The organism is Paenibacillus sp. FSL L8-0663 (genome assembly GCF_038008125.1).
Classification (GTDB): domain Bacteria; phylum Bacillota; class Bacilli; order Paenibacillales; family Paenibacillaceae; genus Paenibacillus; species Paenibacillus polymyxa_D.
The window spans coordinates 2474109-2493060 of record NZ_JBBOYM010000001.1; the positions used below are offsets into that span (position 1 = coordinate 2474109).

The 18952-nt window shown below is 44.7% G+C and carries 18 protein-coding genes; 11 read left to right on the plus strand and 7 right to left on the minus strand.

The genetic code is table 11. The features are described from left to right. Positions 1-190 precede the first annotated feature (190 nt). Complete coding sequence (locus MKY75_RS11120) at positions 191-880, plus strand: phosphatase PAP2 family protein (protein WP_165150063.1); 690 nt, start codon at positions 191-193, stop codon at positions 878-880. Positions 881-906: 26 nt separating this feature from the next. On the opposite strand, the gene MKY75_RS11125 is transcribed toward MKY75_RS11120, so the two are convergent. Then, positions 907-1557 (minus strand): undecaprenyl-diphosphatase, encoded by a 651-nt coding sequence (locus tag MKY75_RS11125; RefSeq protein WP_029514856.1) that lies wholly within the window; start codon positions 1555-1557, stop codon positions 907-909. A gap of 146 nt (positions 1558-1703) precedes the next feature. Here MKY75_RS11125 and MKY75_RS11130 point away from each other — a divergent pair, with 146 nt between their 5' ends. Beyond that, on the plus strand, positions 1704-2417 hold the full coding sequence (locus tag MKY75_RS11130; protein ID WP_165150065.1) for a response regulator transcription factor: 714 nt from the start codon (positions 1704-1706) through the stop codon (positions 2415-2417). Continuing rightward, on the plus strand, positions 2414-3790 hold the full coding sequence (locus tag MKY75_RS11135) for a sensor histidine kinase (RefSeq protein ID WP_029514860.1): 1377 nt from the start codon (positions 2414-2416) through the stop codon (positions 3788-3790). Before MKY75_RS11130 ends, MKY75_RS11135 begins: the two co-directional genes overlap by 4 nt. 81 nt (positions 3791-3871) lie before the next feature. On the opposite strand, the gene MKY75_RS11140 is transcribed toward MKY75_RS11135, so the two are convergent. Next, the gene (locus MKY75_RS11140) at positions 3872-4345 is read right to left on the minus strand and encodes a C40 family peptidase (RefSeq protein ID WP_029514862.1); all 474 of its coding nucleotides are present in this window, start codon (positions 4343-4345) and stop codon (positions 3872-3874) included. Positions 4346-4698: 353 nt separating this feature from the next. Between MKY75_RS11140 and MKY75_RS11145 the strand changes: the two genes are divergently transcribed. Further along, positions 4699-5733: a glycosyltransferase family 4 protein gene (locus MKY75_RS11145; RefSeq protein WP_029514864.1), complete on the plus strand. Its 1035-nt coding sequence runs from the start codon at positions 4699-4701 to the stop codon at positions 5731-5733. Between the two features lie 5 nt (positions 5734-5738). Continuing rightward, positions 5739-6434, plus strand: coding sequence for a succinylglutamate desuccinylase/aspartoacylase family protein (locus MKY75_RS11150; protein WP_165150067.1), 696 nt, complete (start codon positions 5739-5741; stop codon positions 6432-6434). 229 nt (positions 6435-6663) lie between these two features. Here the strand turns inward: MKY75_RS11150 and MKY75_RS11155 are convergent, their stop codons facing one another. Next, entirely contained in the window at positions 6664-8007 is a 1344-nt protein-coding gene (locus tag MKY75_RS11155; RefSeq protein ID WP_029514867.1) for a sugar phosphate nucleotidyltransferase, read from the minus strand. Between the two features lie 62 nt (positions 8008-8069). Then, complete coding sequence (locus MKY75_RS11160; RefSeq protein WP_029514869.1) at positions 8070-8906, minus strand: DUF6492 family protein; 837 nt, start codon at positions 8904-8906, stop codon at positions 8070-8072. A gap of 208 nt (positions 8907-9114) precedes the next feature. On the opposite strand from MKY75_RS11160, the gene MKY75_RS11165 reads away from it, so the two are divergent. Together MKY75_RS11165 and MKY75_RS11170 are read left to right on the plus strand one after the other, a co-directional pair. Beyond that, positions 9115-9978, plus strand: coding sequence for a YheC/YheD family protein (locus MKY75_RS11165; RefSeq protein WP_340885272.1), 864 nt, complete (start codon positions 9115-9117; stop codon positions 9976-9978). A 180-nt stretch (positions 9979-10158) separates the two neighbouring features. Continuing rightward, positions 10159-10938: an ABC transporter ATP-binding protein gene (locus MKY75_RS11170; RefSeq protein ID WP_029514871.1), complete on the plus strand. Its 780-nt coding sequence runs from the start codon at positions 10159-10161 to the stop codon at positions 10936-10938. Between the two features lie 17 nt (positions 10939-10955). Here MKY75_RS11170 and MKY75_RS11175 read toward each other — a convergent pair whose 3' ends face one another. Then, on the minus strand, positions 10956-11882 hold the full coding sequence (locus MKY75_RS11175) for an AEC family transporter (RefSeq protein WP_069011667.1): 927 nt from the start codon (positions 11880-11882) through the stop codon (positions 10956-10958). A gap of 209 nt (positions 11883-12091) precedes the next feature. After that, a complete protein-coding gene (trhO, locus tag MKY75_RS11180; protein WP_209950193.1) occupies positions 12092-12985 on the minus strand; it encodes an oxygen-dependent tRNA uridine(34) hydroxylase TrhO in 894 nt (297 codons plus the stop codon). A 209-nt stretch (positions 12986-13194) separates the two neighbouring features. Between trhO and MKY75_RS11185 the strand changes: the two genes are divergently transcribed. The 4 genes from MKY75_RS11185 (at position 13195) to MKY75_RS11200 (ending at position 18029) form a co-directional block, all read left to right on the plus strand. Next, a complete protein-coding gene (locus MKY75_RS11185; RefSeq protein ID WP_069011665.1) occupies positions 13195-14484 on the plus strand; it encodes a glycoside hydrolase family 27 protein in 1290 nt (429 codons plus the stop codon). 256 nt (positions 14485-14740) lie between these two features. Continuing rightward, complete coding sequence (locus MKY75_RS11190) at positions 14741-15784, plus strand: carbohydrate kinase family protein (protein WP_029514878.1); 1044 nt, start codon at positions 14741-14743, stop codon at positions 15782-15784. Positions 15785-16131: 347 nt separating this feature from the next. After that, entirely contained in the window at positions 16132-16314 is a 183-nt protein-coding gene (locus tag MKY75_RS11195) for a hypothetical protein (RefSeq protein WP_340885274.1), read from the plus strand. Continuing rightward, positions 16290-18029: a proline--tRNA ligase gene (locus MKY75_RS11200; RefSeq protein ID WP_340885275.1), complete on the plus strand. Its 1740-nt coding sequence runs from the start codon at positions 16290-16292 to the stop codon at positions 18027-18029. Before MKY75_RS11195 ends, MKY75_RS11200 begins: the two co-directional genes overlap by 25 nt. Here MKY75_RS11200 and MKY75_RS11205 read toward each other — a convergent pair. Further along, a complete protein-coding gene (locus MKY75_RS11205; RefSeq protein WP_340885277.1) occupies positions 18026-18790 on the minus strand; it encodes a spermidine synthase in 765 nt (254 codons plus the stop codon). The two genes, MKY75_RS11200 and MKY75_RS11205, sit on opposite strands and share 4 nt — an antisense overlap. Between the last annotated feature and the right edge of the window lie 162 nt (positions 18791-18952).

Here is an 18952-nt window from a genome sequence, read left to right on the forward strand (position 1 = left end):
TATGAATTTCTTATATTATAAAATGATTCTGAAAGTGATATTTTTTGAAAACGGGTTTCATTATGTGGAGGATGCAACTAATTCTTTTAATGAAATGATAAGGGAAAAGTGGGCAAAGTAAGACCTATATCTAAGCTAATGCTGCACTTTGTTTTATCACGCAATGAATATTATGGAGGAACTACAGAAAATGAAGCAAACATCAACAAAGCTGCCCATTTCCTTGGCTCTGCTCACATGTATAGTATGTGCATTCGGTTTTGGCTTAGTCGCATTATGGGTGAGTGACCATCAAGTTCGGCATTTTGACCAGGAAATTATTTCGGCTATTGGACAACTGGAGTCGCCCGCCATGACCCGTCTAATGAAATTTTTTACCATGATCGGCAGTGGTATTCCAGTTGTGATCATCATTTTAATTGCCATGTTCGTGCTCTATAGAGTATTGGGACACCGCAGAGAACTGCTTTTTTTGGCGGCGGGTGTATTGGGATCGGTAATGCTGAACACGATACTAAAATTGCTTTTTCAGCGTGCGAGACCGGAGATTAACCGTATTATTGAAGAGAATGGATACAGTTTTCCGAGCGGACATTCCATGACAGCTTTCAGCATGTATGCGGCGCTGACATTTTTAGTGTGGAAGCATGTTCCTTCTAGGCTGGGGCGTATCCTTCTTATTGTACTCAGCAGCCTGCTGATTGTAGCAATCGGCACGAGCCGCATTTATTTGGGCGTACATTATCCGAGCGACGTTGTGGGTGGCTATTTTATGAGTGGCTGCTGGATGGCGGCTTGTATTTGGTTTTATCAGCGGTACGAAGAACGACGAATGTTGTCACTTCGCTCTAAATCACAGCATAACGGGTTGCATAAATAATGAAGTTTCTAAATAAAGCAGACGCTTTAGCGTCTGCTTTTCATTTGGACAGAGGAAGTGTGTTCAGTCATCTTGGTTCTGGCCTGTTCACCAGGCTTGAGCCCCAGCTTCTGCTCCCATTTTTCATAAAATATAATAGCCGCCTGCATAAAGATGCCAGGTAGCTTCCGACTTCGAATGAATTGATGAACGCCGATGGCACAACCTGCACCAATAAGCGCACCTGCCAAAATATCCGAGGGATAATGCACTCCGGTCCATACGCGGGATACTGCGATGAGTACAGCTAAAATAACCCAGAGAACACGAAATTTTTGATGATGAAGCCATAAAATGGCAGCCAGAGAAAACGCTCCAAGTGCATGGTTACTCGGGAATGAAGCATTGGGATCATGATGAATAAGCTGAATGACTGAATGTCCGACAAAAGGCCGATCTCTGTAAAACAAATGTCCAAGACCCCAACTAATTACAAAGCCGATACAAACCGTTATAACGGCTTCTAAAACCATCATTCGATGCGGCATTTTAAAGGTGAACCAGTAAATCAGCAAAGCCACTCCGAATAAATACGGTGCATATTGCGCCAAGAAACGCATGGTTCCATTCAAAAAGGCGAGGGAATTAGCGAGTTCATTGATCCAGTGAAATAAAGCATAGTCTACATTAATTAACATGAATAAATTACTCCTTAACATCAAAAAATTGAATAACAAAGTTATATTATAGAGCGACTACACGGATAAAAGCTTAAAATCAAATAAAAAATGAATGTCATTTCCGTTACTCATTTGTTTTTTCTATAGAAATAGGTGGTTTTGCGATGGAAAAGTCGGTGCTGGTCATTGATGATGAAGAGAAGATATCCAGATTGCTTCAGTTAGAGTTATCCCATGAAGGATATGCAGTTGAAATCGCACAAACGGGCAGAGAAGGATTGGAAAAAGCTCTAACTGGTAAATGGGATATCATCATTCTGGATGTCATGCTGCCGGAGATGAACGGGGTCGAGGTGCTGAAGCAGATTCGAAAAGTGGACAATCATACACCAGTAATTATGGTCACTGCACGTAACACGACTCCTGATAAGGTTTCAGGTCTGGATGAAGGTGCCAATGATTACATTACGAAGCCTTTTGAGATCGAGGAGTTATTAGCGCGGATGCGGGCCAGTATGAGGCATCAAATGGGGTCAACAGCTACCGCTTCACAAAAAGAGGACAAGTTGTCGTCCAGGCTCCAAGTGGATAGCTTGGTGTTGGAACGCAAGACTAGGTCAGTGGTGCGGGAAGGAAACCGAATCGAACTGACGCCCAAAGAATATGATCTGCTTCTCTATCTGATGGAGCACAAAAATCAGGTATTGCAGCGGGATGAATTGATTCAGAACGTGTGGGGGTTTGATTTTGTTGGTGATACGAATGTCGTAGATGTGTATATCCGGTATGTTCGCAAAAAAATTGATCATGGATACAAAAAGAAATTAATTAAAACCGTACGTGGTGTGGGGTACTGCATCAGGGAGGAAGAACATTGAAGCTGCGGACCAAAATCACCCTGCTCAGTTCTATTTTAGTGATGATAATACTCCTGTTTGTGGATGTCACGGTTCATTTGTTGTTCGTCAAAATCGCTACGCGAAATGAAAGAGAAGTGCTGCAAAATAAGTGGACTGAAATCATTGCCGAAACCGGACATACCATGATTCTGAAGAATGCATGGAGTCCAAAATTGAAAGATGAGCTTTCCGGAGATACTATTCTGAGGGTGTTTGATCAGCAATCCCGACTTCTGTATGAAGTAAGTCGCCAGTCACGCTTTAAGCTGGGCGATATTCGTTTTAACACTTCTCAAAGCTCTCAATTGACTGATGTACAGGGTCATAAAATTCTGGTAATCCATCTCCCCGTGCTTTCTCCGGAGGGCAATCAGAAGGGAACGCTGGAGATCGTGGAAAAATGGGATGCACTCGAAACCAATCTCGATATTTTAAATACGATTCTCATCACTTCGACTGTAGGAGCAATGATGCTAAGTTTGGTAGGGAGCACGATTTTGGCGAATGCCATATTGCTGCCGATTTCCAGTAGTATTCAAACGATGCAGGAAATTGAGAGAAGCTTAAAATTTAAAAAAATCCCCGCTGGCAGTCATAATCAAGATGAATTGTCCCAAATGACCGCTACTTTTAACCGAATGATGGAGAGATTAGAAGAAAGCTTTCAGAGCCAGCAGCAGTTTGTTTCAGATGCCTCACATGAACTGAATACCACACTTATGATTATTGAGGGCTATGCCAACATGCTGCGGCGGTGGGGCACGCGTGATGAGGACATTCATAAGGAATCCATTGAATCGATCTATGAAGAAACTCAGCGAATGCGTACGATGACACAGCAGTTGCTGACTCTTGCCTCCTCACAGCAGAAAGACCCTGAGCCGCATGAGCGGATAGAAATGATCGGTTGTTGTCAACAGGTAGTAGCGCATCTCAAGCCTGTACATGATCGTCAAATTTCTATTTTAACCGAAGAGAAAGAAATTTGGCTGGATGCCAACCTGACAAAAATGAAGCAATTGCTAGTGATCCTACTGGATAATGCATTAAAATACAGCTCGGATGAGATTGAAATAGGGTTATCTAAAGATAAAAAGGATGTCTATATCCGGGTTAAGGATTATGGGATCGGAATACCTGAGGGCGAGATCAAGCGGGTCTTCGAACGATTTTATCGGGTAGATAGCTCCAGGCATCGTAAAACTGGAGGGACCGGGCTGGGGTTGCCGATTGCCAAGGCAATTACAGATGCTCATCAGGGTACGATACGTATGGAGAGCGTAGAAGGAGAAGGAACGGTAGTCATCGTCACGCTGCCCCAAAGACAAAAGGAAAGGCTGTCCCTCCAGTAGAAATATCTACTCGCGGAACAGCCCTTTTATTGTTATTTGTAAGTTAAGCATTCGGTGGATGGGAATCAACTAAAATTTATCCTAGAGGACACGACGTGCTGTTGTGTAATTGCGGCTCCACCAGCCCGAATTTAGATCTGTAACCGTTACGCCGCCTTTACCATACGTATGCAGAATTTTGCCGTTCCCCATGTAAATGGCTACATGATGAATTGGCGCATAGAAAAAGACCAAATCGCCTTTTTTCAGCTGACTACGCGGTACGAAAGTGCCAACAGTTGATTGCTGTCTGGACGAACGTGGAAGCTTGATGCCATTTTGTGCAAATACATATTGAGTGAACGAAGAGCAGTCAAAAGATCTTGTATTGCCTGCTGGGGCTCCATGCTCATAACGCACACCCATAAACTGGGAACCTTTAGAAATAATCTGATCAGCTTTACTTGCCGAAGCGGCATGAGTGGTGGCTGGCCCAACGACGAAGCTCCCTGCGCTCAATGCCAAAGTCATAGTAAAGCAAATACCCATCCACAATTTTTTAGAAGTACGTTTCATATATAAATTCCTCCGTTATTCGTATTGTGTTGATGTCCTGAAATGACAATAACACAAATAAAATGTCCGGAATTTACCACTCATGGTTACAAACCTGTTACCCCAACGCTTTGTCCTCATTTATTAGAAAACGATGAGAATTTTCTCCTTAATTTTAGCTTGACAAATTGTATAGACTCCCCTTATAGATAGGCTCGTATGGCAAAAAACGACTTGCAGACGATTGGCACAAGCAATCACGCAAAATATACATACCTATATACTACAATTTATAACTTGTACGGGAGTATGCTCTGATTCCCGTTGACATCGTAAGGATCACACCGTATTTCCGGTCAGGAAGGGGAATTCGTATGGCTTCAAGGCAGAATAAAGCACTCAAAAAACGGCGTCTAACCATTGTTCAGGTCATTTCCAACTATCCCGATGCACAGCCGGTACCCTCTAACAAAGGCGGAACGGAAAAGGTCGTGCATGAATTAACTGAGGAATTGGTGAGACGAGGGCATCATGTATCGCTGTTTGCCGCCCGTGGGAGCAGGAGCAGTGCGCGGTTGATTACCTACCCCAAGGGTTTGAAACAAAGTCAGATCCCCCAATATGTACTCCGGCATATGCCTTCCAACACACATATCATTCATGATCATACTTTTCGTTCTTCTGTGGGACGTAGGAAGCTGCCTTGTCCATCAGTATGCACCGTTCATCTTCCAGTGAAGAGACACGGTAAAAACCCGGTATATGTCAGTAAACGAGCGCGTCAGCTGATGGGCAGGGGCAAAGGTTTTTATATCTATAATGGTATCAACACCCATGAATACGAGTTCAGCAGTGAGAAGCGTGGCTACTTGCTGTTTATGGGCAGAATCATACGAGATAAAGGTGTATTGCAGGCCATTCAGGTTGCAGAACGAACAGGAAAAAAACTGCTTATTGCAGGTCCTATCAAAGCTCCAGAATTTTTCCGTAAAGAGATTCAGAAACGAATTCAGCGTAATCCGAATATACGCTATGTAGGTGCAGTTGGAGGTGCTCAGAAACAGAAGCTGCTGAAACATGCAGAGTGTCTGCTGTTTCCGACACTGTGGGAAGAGCCATTTGGACTCGTAATGGTCGAGGCCATGGCTTGTGGAACACCGGTGCTGGCATTAAAAAATGGCTCCGTTCCCGAGGTACTCTTGGGCTTTCCACAGTTGATTTGCAAATCAGTTAGCCAAATGGCAGGAAAGGCACAGCAAAAAAATTATCCGTCACCAGCGCAGCTTCGTTCATATGTCAACCAAAGATTTACCAACAAACAGATGACCAGTAACTACTTAAGACTATACCGTGAAATCATCCGTCGGCGAGAACAGAAGAGAGGACAACGACAGCCTATACGGAGGTGAAGGGGATGCAGGTCAAACGATATATGCTCGGAAATGGCTCTTGGGCAACTCCTTATTATATAGTCACAGGGGGGCAGAAAGGTCCGTGTGTGATGGTGGTCGCGGGGATACATGGTAAGGAAATAGCAAGCATACGAGCTGCTGAGAAATTGGTGAAGCTTTTGAATCAGCAAAAGCTGCGAATTAGCCAGGGTAAGCTTATAATTGTACCGATTGTAAATCAAGAGGCTTACCGCAAACGGATTAGAGGAATACCTGATCTTAATCGAACCTTTCCGCGCAAAAAAAAGCAGCTAGCAACACAACCGCTTTCCGCTGCTCTATTCAAATTAACACAAAAGCATCAACCTGAATGGTACCTCGACTTGCATGAGGCTAACGGATTGTCACAAAAGGATGCCAAGGTGCTTGGTCAAACGCTGATCTCCAACAAGGGTAATCCGGTGGTTCCTACGGTTCGTCGGATTATTAAGCGAATGAATCGCTCCATCCAGGTGAGCGACCGACATTTCAACATTCGGCTGCATGAGCTTCCAGGTTCCTCCCGCACCGCTGTAGCCCGTATTTTAGGTGCACGCGCGGTTACCGTGGAAACGGGTTGGAGCCTGCCCAAGAAAGTACGCATACACTATCAGTTGGAGATCGTTCAGCATTTTTTAAAAGAAGCCGGAATAGTCAAAGGTAACTGCATCACAAAATAAAATCGCTTCTGGAGCAAGGACTTTTTCACCTTGCTCAGGAGCGATTTTTTATGTGCGACCTGCGACCTTCGTTCAGAATCCGTAGCGTGCATTATATCTGAGGATTTTGCAAAAATCCAATAAGCGACTTCCAATGAACAATATATAGATCGAAATGGTCTAGTTCGTCTATATATTGCACTTTGGAGCGACTGGAATCAAATTTTGCAAAATCCTGATCTATGTGTTGTCAGGACTCGGATTTATAGAAGGCGTTCACCAAGCTGTTTCCCAGACGTACCTCAATTAGCTCCAGTGGTGTATCCAGATCGGCACGGATTGTGTGATGCGTATCGACCGGAATGCTAAATACAGAACCGCTTGCCGCAGCAAAACGTTCTCCGTTCAGCATGACCTCTCCCCGGCCGGACACGATCGTCCATACTTTAAGTCCACTGCCGTGAATACGGCCATTCAAACGTTGATCTGGCAGTACCGTCAGCCGTATGGCCAGTATATCGCTCAGACTCCGATGATCAAATTCGTCCAGCACTCGGTAACTGCCCCAAGAGGTTTCACCATGCATGGGGTGAAGTTGAAGTTTACCTAGCTGCTCCTTGATTACGTGGGCATGGCTCTTGGACGCAATGAGAATGCCATCGGGACTCGCGGCAGCAATAATATCTTCCACACCAATGACATGAAGTGGATAGGGCAGCTCATTAACGATATGCGTGCCGTGAGTCTGCCCACTAATCTGTCCACGCCCGATTACTTGACTGTTTAGCTGCTCTGTTAGAGCCTGCCAGTTGCCGATGTCGTGCCATTCGCCATCGTAGGGCAGGACGATGGCATGTTCGGCACGCTCTGCAATCTCTTCGTCGAAACTGCGAACGGGGAGGCTATCATACATCGCGCATAATGCTTTATCGTTCAGCGGCAGATCACTTCGCTCCATACAGGACAACATATACCGTAATGTAAAAGCGTAAACACCACAGTTCCAGAGCGCGCCCTGATGAATAAGCTGTTGTGCTCCGGGGAGATCCGGCTTTTCTGTGAAGCGAGCAACTTGCGCATAGGAAGTTTTCCCTTCCCGTATCATTTGCAGACCCGGAACGACGTAGCCGTATTGGTCGGAGGGATGAGTGGGCCTTGTCCCAAGCATAGCCAGATCGGCTCCGCTCTCAAACAATATGCCGGAGAGCGCTGCTATGCTATGGAAGAAATCCTCTCCTGCAAACATGTCCGCTGGGGCAATGCAGAGAACTTCATCCAGCCCTGTGCCTCTGGTGTGAAAATAAGCAGCTGCCAGTGCAGCAGCGGTGAAGGTTCCACGTTTGGCAGGCTCGCCCAGAACGGGCAGACGACCTTCTGTATGGCGAAAGGCTAGATTTACCTGACTCCGATGAGCCAGAAGCAGGGCAGAGGAATCCAGCCCGGTTAAGGTAAGCTGACGGTACACCCGACCGAGCATAGATTCCTTATGCCCGTCAGGAGCGGACAACAACCGGAGAAACAGCTTCGACCGGATTTCGTTGGATAGTGGCCATAGCCGTTTTCCGGCACCACCGCATAATAATACGATGCGCACGGACGTTTCCTCCTTCAATGCAGATCTATTTTGGACTGCATCATTTTGCAGGATTTTAAAAACTATTTTAGCGATGATTCAATCTTTGTTTTTGGAGTAAGCTGGTACACCTTGCGTTGATGAAAAGATAAGGAGCGATAGCTCTTGGCCAAGACATCCAATTGTTTTTGCGACAGGGAAGAAGCCCGACGATGAAGCGCTTTATTCAATGACTTGCGCAAAATCATCCGAGAGGGCTGATTACTGTATAAATAGTTGGCATACGTTTCATATTCGGAAAACCCAAACTGTTTTGTCCGGTCTATACTGTGGATAATTGCGTTGTACCAAGGTTTTCCATGACGGGCCTCGATAACTTGCTTGAGCTGGGTAAGCCGCGCTTTTTCAAAAAGCATATAATGAGTAACAAAGGACTTTGGTGAGGGAGCTTTAACGCCCATCAGCTTGTGATGGGTGCGAAAATACTCAGGCTGGCTCCAGCTGCGGTAGTAAAAAATCGTTTTTCCGTCTTTACGGAACGTATGTGGACGAATCAAAACCGTGTCCGCGTCAATGACGAGGAAAAAAGAGGCTTTACTGATTTTGTCGCCATTCATTTTGAGCAATTGTTGATACAGCCAGCCTGAACGGTCCCAGCGCGTTGTTCCGTAATGGATATGTTTTTTGGTAATGGGCAGCACCGTTTTTTCGTCTATAAATGTACATTTCTTGTTTACGCACAGACGGCGAATCCCGGTGCTTTGCGGTGAAACGATATAAATATTTCCAATTCGGTGCTGCACGTGACGGCGCAGACTGTCAATTACCAGCGGTAGTGTGGCAATATCTTTATCAATTGCGGGAATCAGAACATCGATCGTAAGGGAACCCTTCCGTGGACCATCCGATTGCGCTGACATGTTATTCACTCCCTATATGTGCAAATATACGCTCCCAGCGTCTCCCAATATCGTATGCTTGGACAGGCGCTTTCGACCGGGCAAGGTCAAACGTCCATTTCTATGCAGGACAGGGCTGATGAAGCTTCGAATGGGGAGTTAGCGCATACGATAGATTGATCTTTTTTAACAGGAGCGTTCTACCTGAGAGTAGAGAGGAGAGGGGCAAGTGAATTCTTCACAAGCGCAGGCGTTGCGCAGCAAATGGCATAAAACCCAATTGTTGCTCCAGCATGGCAGCATCAAACCTTATGTACCTGAAACTCGGAAATATAACAAAGCAAATTTGAAGTCAATGCTGGAGAAGTACGGTATGGTCTATGTAAAACCCGAGCGAGGTACCTTTGGTAAAGGTGTAATGAGAGTAGAGCAGGAGGCTGGCCAGCGTTTCGCCTATCAATTTGAGGAAGCGCGTCAAGAATTTAAACATTTGGATGCACTATATACCAGCCTATCGAAACATACGGGGAAGAAAAGTTATCTTATTCAAAAGGGAATCCATTTACTACGCCATCAAATGCGTTATTTTGATATTCGGGTCATGGTGCAGCGTAATGAAAAAGGGCTATGGGAGTCTACTGGAATTATTGGACGTCTGGGTCATCCCCGTAAAATCGTGACTAACTATCATAGTGGTGGCAAGCCGATGGCCTTGGAGCAGTTACTAAAATCCCATTTATCGCAAAGCAAACAGGCGGAGCTGGTCAAGAAACTAAATGAACTGGGTCTTACCATCGCCAAACAACTGCAAAAAACATATCCAAATTTCCGGCAAATTGGTGTGGATATTGGACTGGATCATCGCTTTACCCCATGGATTATTGAGGTGAATACGAAGCCAGACCCATATATTTTTAACCAATTATCAGATAAGTCCATGTACCGTAAAGTATTAAGCTATTGGCGGCTGGCTAATGAAAAAAGGAAAGTCACCGTCCCAAGCAAAGATAAAAATAAAGATAAAAATAAAGATAAAAATAAAGATAAAGATAAGAAAGTAGTTAAAGATCCTAAAAAAGAAAAAATATCTTGACCAGTAGATTACTACATTGCCAGCCCACTCCTATATGAACAATGGAGTGGGTTATTTAAAATTGAACAACCTGTGACCCTGTGCTATGCTTACATGAAAGAGAAGCTAGACGTACTAATGATGATCTTTACTATGCGTATAAACATCTGATGATACGACGAATAGAAAGGATGTACAGCCATGAATTCTGTCATTGAACTTAACAATGTAAGCTGGAAGAGAGATAACCGCACCATACTAGATCAAATCAATTGGCAGGTAGCTGAGGGAGAGCACTGGGCTGTACTCGGCTTGAATGGGTCAGGTAAAACAACGATGCTCAATATGATTAACGGTTACATATGGCCAACCACAGGTAGTGTTGGTGTATTGGGCCATACCTTTGGGGATGTGGATCTGAGGGAGCTGCGCAAATCTATTGGTTGGGTCAGTTCCTCTTTACAGGAAAGAATTAATGGGAGTCAGCGTACGCAGGATGTTGTTATTAGTGGCAAATTTGCCTCCATTGGACTTTATGATCAGACGACGGATACAGATTATGAACAGGCCGTTCAGCTTATGACGCAACTGGGGTGTGCTCATCTCGTGGATCGGTTGTATCAGGGATGCTCACAGGGAGAAAAGCAGAAAGTGCTTATCGCCCGCGCATTAATGGCCTCGCCCAAGCTACTGATTTTGGACGAGGCGTGTAATGGTTTGGACTTTTTTTCCCGGGAAGCATTGCTGGATAGCATTCGCCAGTTATCGGAGTCGCCGGCTTCGCCGAATTTACTGTATGTTACACATCATATCGAAGAAATTCTACCGATGTACACGCATACGATTTTAATCCGCCGGGGCACGGTATTTGCTAAAGGTAAAACGACTGATATTCTAAGCAGTGAAACGCTTAGTGCTTTTTTTGAAACGCCTGTGCAAGTAGAATGGAGACAGAATCGCGCATGGCTCTCTATGGTGTAGAGAGTCTTTTTTTCTCGCTAACCTGCCACCAACATAATCAGAATAGGCAATATCAGGAATGAGGCAAGCGTGCTCCACAGGATGCAGGTGGAAACCAGTTTTGGCGATGCATTAAATTTTTCTGCTAAAATGACAGCATTTACAGCAACCGGCATTGAGGCCAGAATGAAGAGAACGGAGAACAAAAGACCTGAAATTCCCAGTATCAGCATAGCAAGACAAGCCGCAAGTGGGGAGAGTAGAAGCCGAATTGTTAGTCCGGCGTAGCTGGCTTTTTTAATAGACGACTCCAACTTAAATATTTTTACATAAGCCATCTGGGTACCCAGAATCGCCAGCACGACCGGAGAATAGGCAGCAGCAATCATCGAGACGCCTGATTGAATCCCTGAGGGAAGATGCCAGTCCAGTAGCCGCAGTCCCATGGCGAGTAGAGCTGCATAGATCGCAGGAAGTGAAAACACCGACTTAACAGCACTTTGAACAGAAAATTCAGAGCGGGCTGCAAAATAAACGCCAATGGTATTGACTATAATTATCTGGATGACGACATACACGGAGGCTTTATCCAGACCGAGCTGCCCAAAGGCAAGTAAAATTAGGGGCAGGCCATAATTTGCACTATTGGTGAGTGTGGAGATTAAGGTAAGTCCAGCCGTTTCCGGAGTGCTCAGTCTAAAGATTTTCCCTGCTAATTGTGCAATTCCCCACAACAGCAGCAGGTTTAATATTGAAAAAGCGGCAGTCTGCGCCACATCATGCCAGGTAAGCTGTGCTTTGAGTAGCGTGTCCAGAATCATGGCGGGGCTTAAAAAATATAAATACAAAGTCGAGAGCGGTTTCGTTTCCAGCTTCATGAATTTTCCAAGTAAAAATCCGGCGATCACCGGAATGGACAGCGGAACGATAACCGATAATAGAGTTGAAAGTACGATTTGAATCATGAATTCCACCCATCCTTTCTGTAATGACATTTTCCATTATAAGACGCTACTTTCGAGCCCGTCCAAGATGAAAATACAATCAAGGCCATAGGTATATACTATGAAGCCTACGACACTTATTGTGAAAACAATAAAAGGGATGCCCACAGCCATGATGAACGGCTAATAGGGCATCCCTTTTATTATAATGAACCAATGATACTGCCAATTTATGCAGTAGCTACGGTTTCCGCTTTGGTTCGGCAATCGTCAGAGCAATAGTGCTGATGCTGTTCTTCGCAATCTGGACATGCAATATGCTGGAGATTGCACACTGGGCAGTTGATATAATGATCGCTCGGCGTTTCACAATGGAAGCACTTGCCGACAATGACGTCCTCATCCGTATGATTGATCGGAATCGAGATTCGTTCGTCAAATACGTAGCATTTACCGTCAAACAAACGTCCTTGTACTTCTGGGTCCTTGCTGTAAGTCACAATGCCGCCATCCAACTGGCCTACATCGTTAAATCCTTCTTTGATCAGAAGACCCGATAACTTTTCGCAACGGATACCTCCGGTGCAGTACGTCAGAATTTTCTTGTCTTTGAACTGAGTCATATTGTTGCGAATCCATTGTGGAAATTCACGGAACGATTCGACTTCGGGGCGAATAGCCCCGCGGAAATGACCGATGTCATATTCATAGTCATTACGTCCGTCCAGAACAACTACATCTTCATCTTGAAGCTGTTCATAAAACTCCTTTGGTGACAGACGCTTACCGCTAATTTCATTAGGGTCCAGCTCATCTTCATGACGCAGCGTAACAAGCTCCTGACGATGGCGTACAAATATTTTCTTGAACGCATGACCGTCAGACTCATCTATTTTAATAACGATATCGTGGAATTTCGGATTGGCGCGCAAATCACGCATATATTGCTCCGTTTGCTCTACTGTACCAGACAGTGTTCCGTTGATTCCTTCCGCAGCAATCAAGATTCTTCCCTTGACGCCCAGCTCCTTGCAGTAAGCCAGATGCTCTGCCGTAAAGGTGGCAGGATCTTCAATGTTGACATATTTGTAAAACAACAAAATTCGATAAGTATGTTCACACATGTAAAATCACCCTCTGATTCAAGTCAAAGTTTTTTAAAAGCAATTTTAAATGTACCACATTCTTTTAGTTAGTCAACTTAAATGTATAAAAAGTGGAAATGAAAAAGGAGACGAGCGACAAAAGTAAGGGTTTACATTATAATAGTTACGTACTGATGAGGGGATTTTTGGTAGCAGGATGAGATCTACTGGATGAAAGGATGAATGAAATGAAGCATCATTTGACAGCGCATACACCACCTATGGGGTGGAATAGCTGGGATTGCTACGGTGCAGCAGTACGGGAAGAGGAAGTACGGGGAAATGCTCAATATATGGCGGAGCATCTGAAGGAATATGGTTGGGAATATGTCGTGGTAGATATTCAGTGGTATGAGTCAGGAGCAGTATCTTCACAGTATCGCCCGTTTGTCCCATTGGAAATGGATTCATTTTCACGTCTTATTCCAGCAGTGAATCGGTTTCCTTCGGCAGCAGATGGACGAGGCTTCCAAGCTCTTGCGGAATATGTACACGGTCTGGGATTGAAATTTGGTATACATATTATGAGAGGCATCTCCCGTCAGGCGGTGCATCAGGATACCCCGATTTTGGGAACCACAGCCACGGCGAGACAAATTGCGCATCCCAACTCTATTTGTCCCTGGAACACAGATATGTATGGGGTAGATGCATCCAAGGAAGGCGCACAGGAGTACTATAATTCGTTGTTTGATCTGTATGCGGAATGGGGTGTGGATTTTGTCAAAGTAGATGACATTGCTGCATCACGTCTCTATGGTATTCATTTGGCGGAAATTGAATTGATTAGGCGGGCTATCGCCCAATGCGGACGTCCGATGGTGTTGAGTCTATCGCCTGGTCCTGCACCGCTGGAGCATGCATCTGATTTAATCGCAAACGTGAATATGTGGCGTATGACTGATGACTTCTGGGATGTATGGCCTTTACTGTATGGTATGTTTGAGCGCTGCGAGAAATGGGCGGAACATGTAGGTCCGGGTCACTGGCCGGATTGCGACATGCTACCACTGGGTCATCTGGGTATTCGTTCGGTAGATTCGGTAGATTCCGGCAGCCATGACAGATGGACACGCTTTACTAAGGATGAGCAGCTAACGATGATGACCTTGTGGAGCATTTTCCGGTCTCCCCTGATGTTCGGGGGCGAACTGCGGGATAATGATGCATGGACTCTTTCTTTGCTGACTAATGAAGAAGTGTTAAATGCTCATCGCAACGGTTTGAATGCACGGCAGGTGTATAGAAAGGATGAACATATCGTTTGGACTTCACATAACGGGAAAGGGCATGTATATGCAGCTTTGTTTAATGCTGGGGATGAATCTTCAAAGGTGCGTGTATCCTTAAAAGACCTTGGTATTGAAGGTCAGGCAAATGCCAGAGATTTATGGAACCATGTAGATTTAGGTGTTTTAGCACAAGAGCTGTCCACAGATTTACCTCCTCACGGAGCAGCTCTATTTATTTTGAAATAGAGGATTTTGCAAAAATCCTGAATAACATAATGTAAGGAAGAACTATGCTGTAGTTCCAACCCAATCACCCTATCGTAAAAGTGAAAGATATCTTTACAATAGGGTGTTTTTTTGCATGTGTAACTTTAGGATATTTTAACGAACTCGACATTATTCTTGGGAATATGACATTTGGAACGTGTTAATTTTATATAGTGCCTATTTCTGTACAAATTTAAATCATTTTAACGAATAGACTCGAGAAAGGAGTCAAATGATGAAATTAAAAAAAATCCACCAAAATGAACAGGACGAGCCTTGGCCCTCTAGCAAACCAATACTATGTATCGGGGGGGCCAATTTGGATCGTAAAATCATGATTAAAGGTACATTTCAGCTTCATACCTCCAATCCGAGCAGTACAAGACTGCAATCTTGCGGTGGGGTAGCACGAAATGTAGCCGAAAATTTAGGGAGGTTGAGCCAGCGGGTCAGCTTGCTGACCGCAGTTGGGGACGATGCGGAAGGTGAATTTATTATCGAACAGTCCAGCCGTTACATGCACGTGGTTCCTCTGCAAGTCCAAGGTGAACCGTCAACTGGGGTTTATACTGCCTTGCTGAACGAGCGTGGTGAACTGATTGTAGCGACAGCAGAAATGGAGATTTATGATCAGATTCGTCCTTCAGTAATTTTTGAAAATGCTCCTTTAATTGCCTCATCCCGACTCGTTCTGCTGGACACTAATTTCTCTATGAACGTAATTGCAGCCACCATACATGTCTGTCATGAGCATCGGATTCCGATTGTCGTTTCTTCGGTATCGGCCTCGAAGATGAGAAAGCTTCCCCGAAATTTGCATGGAGTGGAGTGGCTGGTATGTAAACCGGTGGAGGCTGAAGCCTATTTGGAGCTAGAACTTACAGATGATCAGCATATGTTGGATGCCACCCGAATTTTTCACAAACTTGGAGTTCAGAATGTCATTTTTATCTGCGGTGCTGATCGTGTTTTGTACGCCTCTCAGGATGGAACTCATGGCCAAATTCCCATTCATCCCGTTCAAGAGGTCATTGATGTCACAGGCGCAGATGATGCTTTTATTGCCGGGATGATATATGGAATTACCCAAGGTTATCCTATGGAGCAAGTGTGCCAATTTGGAATTAGCTGTGTCGACTTGACCCTGCAAACGGATCGGACGGTCTCAGAGACTCTTTCTATGAATAAACTTCATTCTAGGTTTCAGGAGCTGTATGGCACACATACGCAAAATTTTGTGTTTTTCAAGGGCGTGTATTTTAAAAAGAATGATACATAATTAATCAAGAGAACTCTAACCTACAACAGCGCATATTTGGAGCTTCACGTATGTAATGGCCTCAATTATTGAATTTGTAAAAGGAGCATGTTGTATGATGGACAGACTGATCTATTCTATGCGGCCCTTACAGGCAGAGCAGGGTAACGAGTTTCTTGCTGTGTAGCAGAAGATTATCTCCTTGACTAGAAATTACATTTCGTGTAAAGTGGTGAAAATTGTAATATATAGGAATAGTGTAGACCAAGGATCAAAGGTTCAATACTCGCTGTACAGAGAAGAAACTCATGGGCTGAAAGGTTTCTCGCCGCGAATGAACGTTTCCCTGCCTTGCGAGCTGTAGCGGTTTGTATGATAAACCGTTACCGGCTAGACGCCGTAATCTAATGAAGGACCGTTCCGTGTATGGCTACGGTCAAATGAAGGGTGGTACCACGACACATTCGTCCCTGACGGATGTGTCTTTTTGCGTACATTTTATCGTCCAACAAGGAGGAAGCTACACATGCGCCAAAGCCAATTATTACTGACAACCTTGCGTGAAGCACCCGCAGAAGCTGAAGTGATCAGTCATCAGCTTATGCTGCGGGGAGGATTTATCCGCCAACTGGCGGCTGGAATGTACACCTATATGCCCCTGGGCAGACGGGTGCTCAGAAAAGTAGAGCAAATCGTACGGGATGAAATGGATCGCGTAGGGGCGGGGGAGCTGCTGATGCCTGTATTGCAGCCAACGGAGCTGTGGCAAGAATCAGGAAGATACGATGTTTATGGTCCTGAGTTGATGCGTTTGCAAGATCGGCATGGTCGGGAGTTTGCTTTGGGGCCTACACATGAAGAGGTCATTACGTCTTTAATACGAAATGAAGTGAATTCTTATCGCAAATTGCCTGTAACGTTGTATCAAATTCAAACCAAATTTCGGGATGAACGACGTCCGCGATTTGGCCTGCTTCGCAGTAGAGAATTTTTGATGAAGGATGCCTATTCGTTTGATGCACATTGGGAAGGACTAGATCATACCTATTCGACCATGTTCCAGGCATATCATCGCATTTTCACTCGCTGTGGTCTAAACTTTCGTGCAGTAGAAGCAGATGCGGGTGCCATTGGTGGCGAAGGTGAAACCCATGAATTTATGGCTCTAGCTGATATTGGAGAGGACACCATTGTAGCATGTACCTGCTGTGAATATGCAGCTAATCTTGAAAAATCCGTGGCGCGGTCGACGGGAAAAATAGAAATATCTCCTGTCTCATATAAAAATGAACAAGTCAGCCCTCCTTCTTTTGATACAGCTAAAATGGAAAAATTCCATACTCCAGGCCTGTGTACAATAGATCAACTGGTTGAATCGCTTCACATAGAGCCCAAAGAAATCATCAAAACACTGATTTATATGGCTGACGATCAACCTATTGCTGTAGTTATTAGGGGGGATCATGAGGTTAACGAAGTGAAAATTAAACATATTTTAGGTAGTGAAAAATTCGAAATAGCAAGTACAGACATCGTGTCAAAGGCGACTGGAACCCCCTCGGGGTTCATAGGCCCATACGGATTGACAATCCCTGTGTGGGTGGATTACGCCGTTGTCCAAATGTCCAGCGGTATCGCAGGCGCGAACGAGCTGGATTACCATTATCGACATGTGAACCCAAGGCGCGATATAGATCTTCGGCATGTGGCTGACTTGCGCAATGTCATAGAAGGGGATAGATGTCCTCGATGTGACGAAGGGGAATTGAAACTTCATCGTGGAATTGAGATCGGACACGTATTTAAATTGGGCACCAAATATAGTGAGAAGCTGGGTGCGACCTTTCTGGATGCGTCTGGAGCTGAGCAAGCGATGATTATGGGCTGCTATGGCATTGGCTTATCCCGGATCCTTTCTGCCATTGTAGAGCAAAATCACGATCAGAACGGAATGATATGGCCTTATGCACTAGCCCCGTTTCAAGTTCATATTATTCCGATTTCTGTGAAAGACAGGCTTCAGATGCAAATAGCCGAGAAATTATACAACCAGCTGCAGGATCGCGGTGTGGAGGTGCTGCTGGATGATCGGGAGGAACGGCCTGGGGTTAAATTCAAAGACTCCGATTTAGTAGGTATTCCCGTGCGCATCATCGTAGGTAAAGATGCCGAACACGGGAAAGTAGAGTTAGTGGAACGAAAAAGCTGCAACAAAGAGACGATTCGTATTGAAGATGTAGAGAGACGAATATTGGAACTACACTAAGCATCTATATCCCGTAGAATATGGCCTTCTCCGAGTGTAATCTCATGAAAGTCCGCCATCTGACGTCCCTGAAAGCGGATTGGCTTGTCCCGACCTATCATAATGATATTTTGAACGTCGGCAGCGCCTTCCGAGGGGAGCGAGAAAGTTGAGACATAGGCAAATTCTTCACGCAACGTTGTATGAATGGCATGGATCAAATGGTCGTGTTCACTTTTGCCCATTAAATTCATGATCAGGGAGCCTTCGGAATCCAGCTTTTCTTTGGCCATCTTGAAAAATTCCCAGGATACTAAATGCAAGGGCGTACCCAGCTCCGTGAAGGCGTCCAAAATAACATAGTCATAAGCATCCGGCGCTTCCTTCTCCAGAAGGCGTCGTCCATCGCCAACAGTCACATTATCCTGATCGTATCCAAAGAATGTTCGGCTGAACTCTACAACTTGTGCATCCAGCTCGGCAATCTTAAAACGTTTATCTGTAAAATGACCCGCTATTGTACCTATACCGTGCCCGATAACAAATACATCTTCAAATGATGGATCGTTCAGCTCCATAAGATGGATAATTGCTCTCGGATATTCGAACAAAATGCGTTGTGGATGATTCAAGTCCACCGCGCCTTGGACGGCTGTATTTGAAAACTGCATCACCCGAAATAATCCCTTTTCACCATACAGCTCGGTGGTTTCGTATACTGTGATTTCATGATTATGGCTCAACTTTTTGTACAAGACATCCAAGTGAATGATCTCCTTCAAGTCAGACTTCCTCCTCATCTTAGACATGGATAGGGGAATTGTCCATAGATGAGGAGAAATGAAAGTACACATTTTCAAGCATCCCTAATTAGGTAGAATTGTTTATTTTTCCATAACAGAGTTGTTTAAACTTGTTCGTATGTCCTTTAGGAGATATAATAT

Coding starts and splice junctions, on each gene's coding strand:
- MKY75_RS11160 (WP_029514869.1), bottom strand. CDS start 8,906: ATGTCAGCGCAATCGGATGGTCCACGGAAGGGTTCCCTTACGATCGAT.
- MKY75_RS11145 (WP_029514864.1), top strand. CDS start 4,699: ATGGCTTCAAGGCAGAATAAAGCACTCAAAAAACGGCGTCTAACCATT.
- MKY75_RS11125 (WP_029514856.1), bottom strand. CDS start 1,557: ATGTTAATTAATGTAGACTATGCTTTATTTCACTGGATCAATGAACTC.
- MKY75_RS11120 (WP_165150063.1), top strand. CDS start 191: ATGAAGCAAACATCAACAAAGCTGCCCATTTCCTTGGCTCTGCTCACA.
- MKY75_RS11200 (WP_340885275.1), top strand. CDS start 16,290: ATGCGCCAAAGCCAATTATTACTGACAACCTTGCGTGAAGCACCCGCA.
- MKY75_RS11140 (WP_029514862.1), bottom strand. CDS start 4,345: ATGAAACGTACTTCTAAAAAATTGTGGATGGGTATTTGCTTTACTATG.
- MKY75_RS11185 (WP_069011665.1), top strand. CDS start 13,195: ATGAAGCATCATTTGACAGCGCATACACCACCTATGGGGTGGAATAGC.
- MKY75_RS11170 (WP_029514871.1), top strand. CDS start 10,159: ATGAATTCTGTCATTGAACTTAACAATGTAAGCTGGAAGAGAGATAAC.
- MKY75_RS11150 (WP_165150067.1), top strand. CDS start 5,739: ATGCAGGTCAAACGATATATGCTCGGAAATGGCTCTTGGGCAACTCCT.
- MKY75_RS11175 (WP_069011667.1), bottom strand. CDS start 11,882: ATGATTCAAATCGTACTTTCAACTCTATTATCGGTTATCGTTCCGCTG.
- trhO (WP_209950193.1), bottom strand. CDS start 12,985: ATGTGTGAACATACTTATCGAATTTTGTTGTTTTACAAATATGTCAAC.
- MKY75_RS11130 (WP_165150065.1), top strand. CDS start 1,704: ATGGAAAAGTCGGTGCTGGTCATTGATGATGAAGAGAAGATATCCAGA.
- MKY75_RS11190 (WP_029514878.1), top strand. CDS start 14,741: ATGAAATTAAAAAAAATCCACCAAAATGAACAGGACGAGCCTTGGCCC.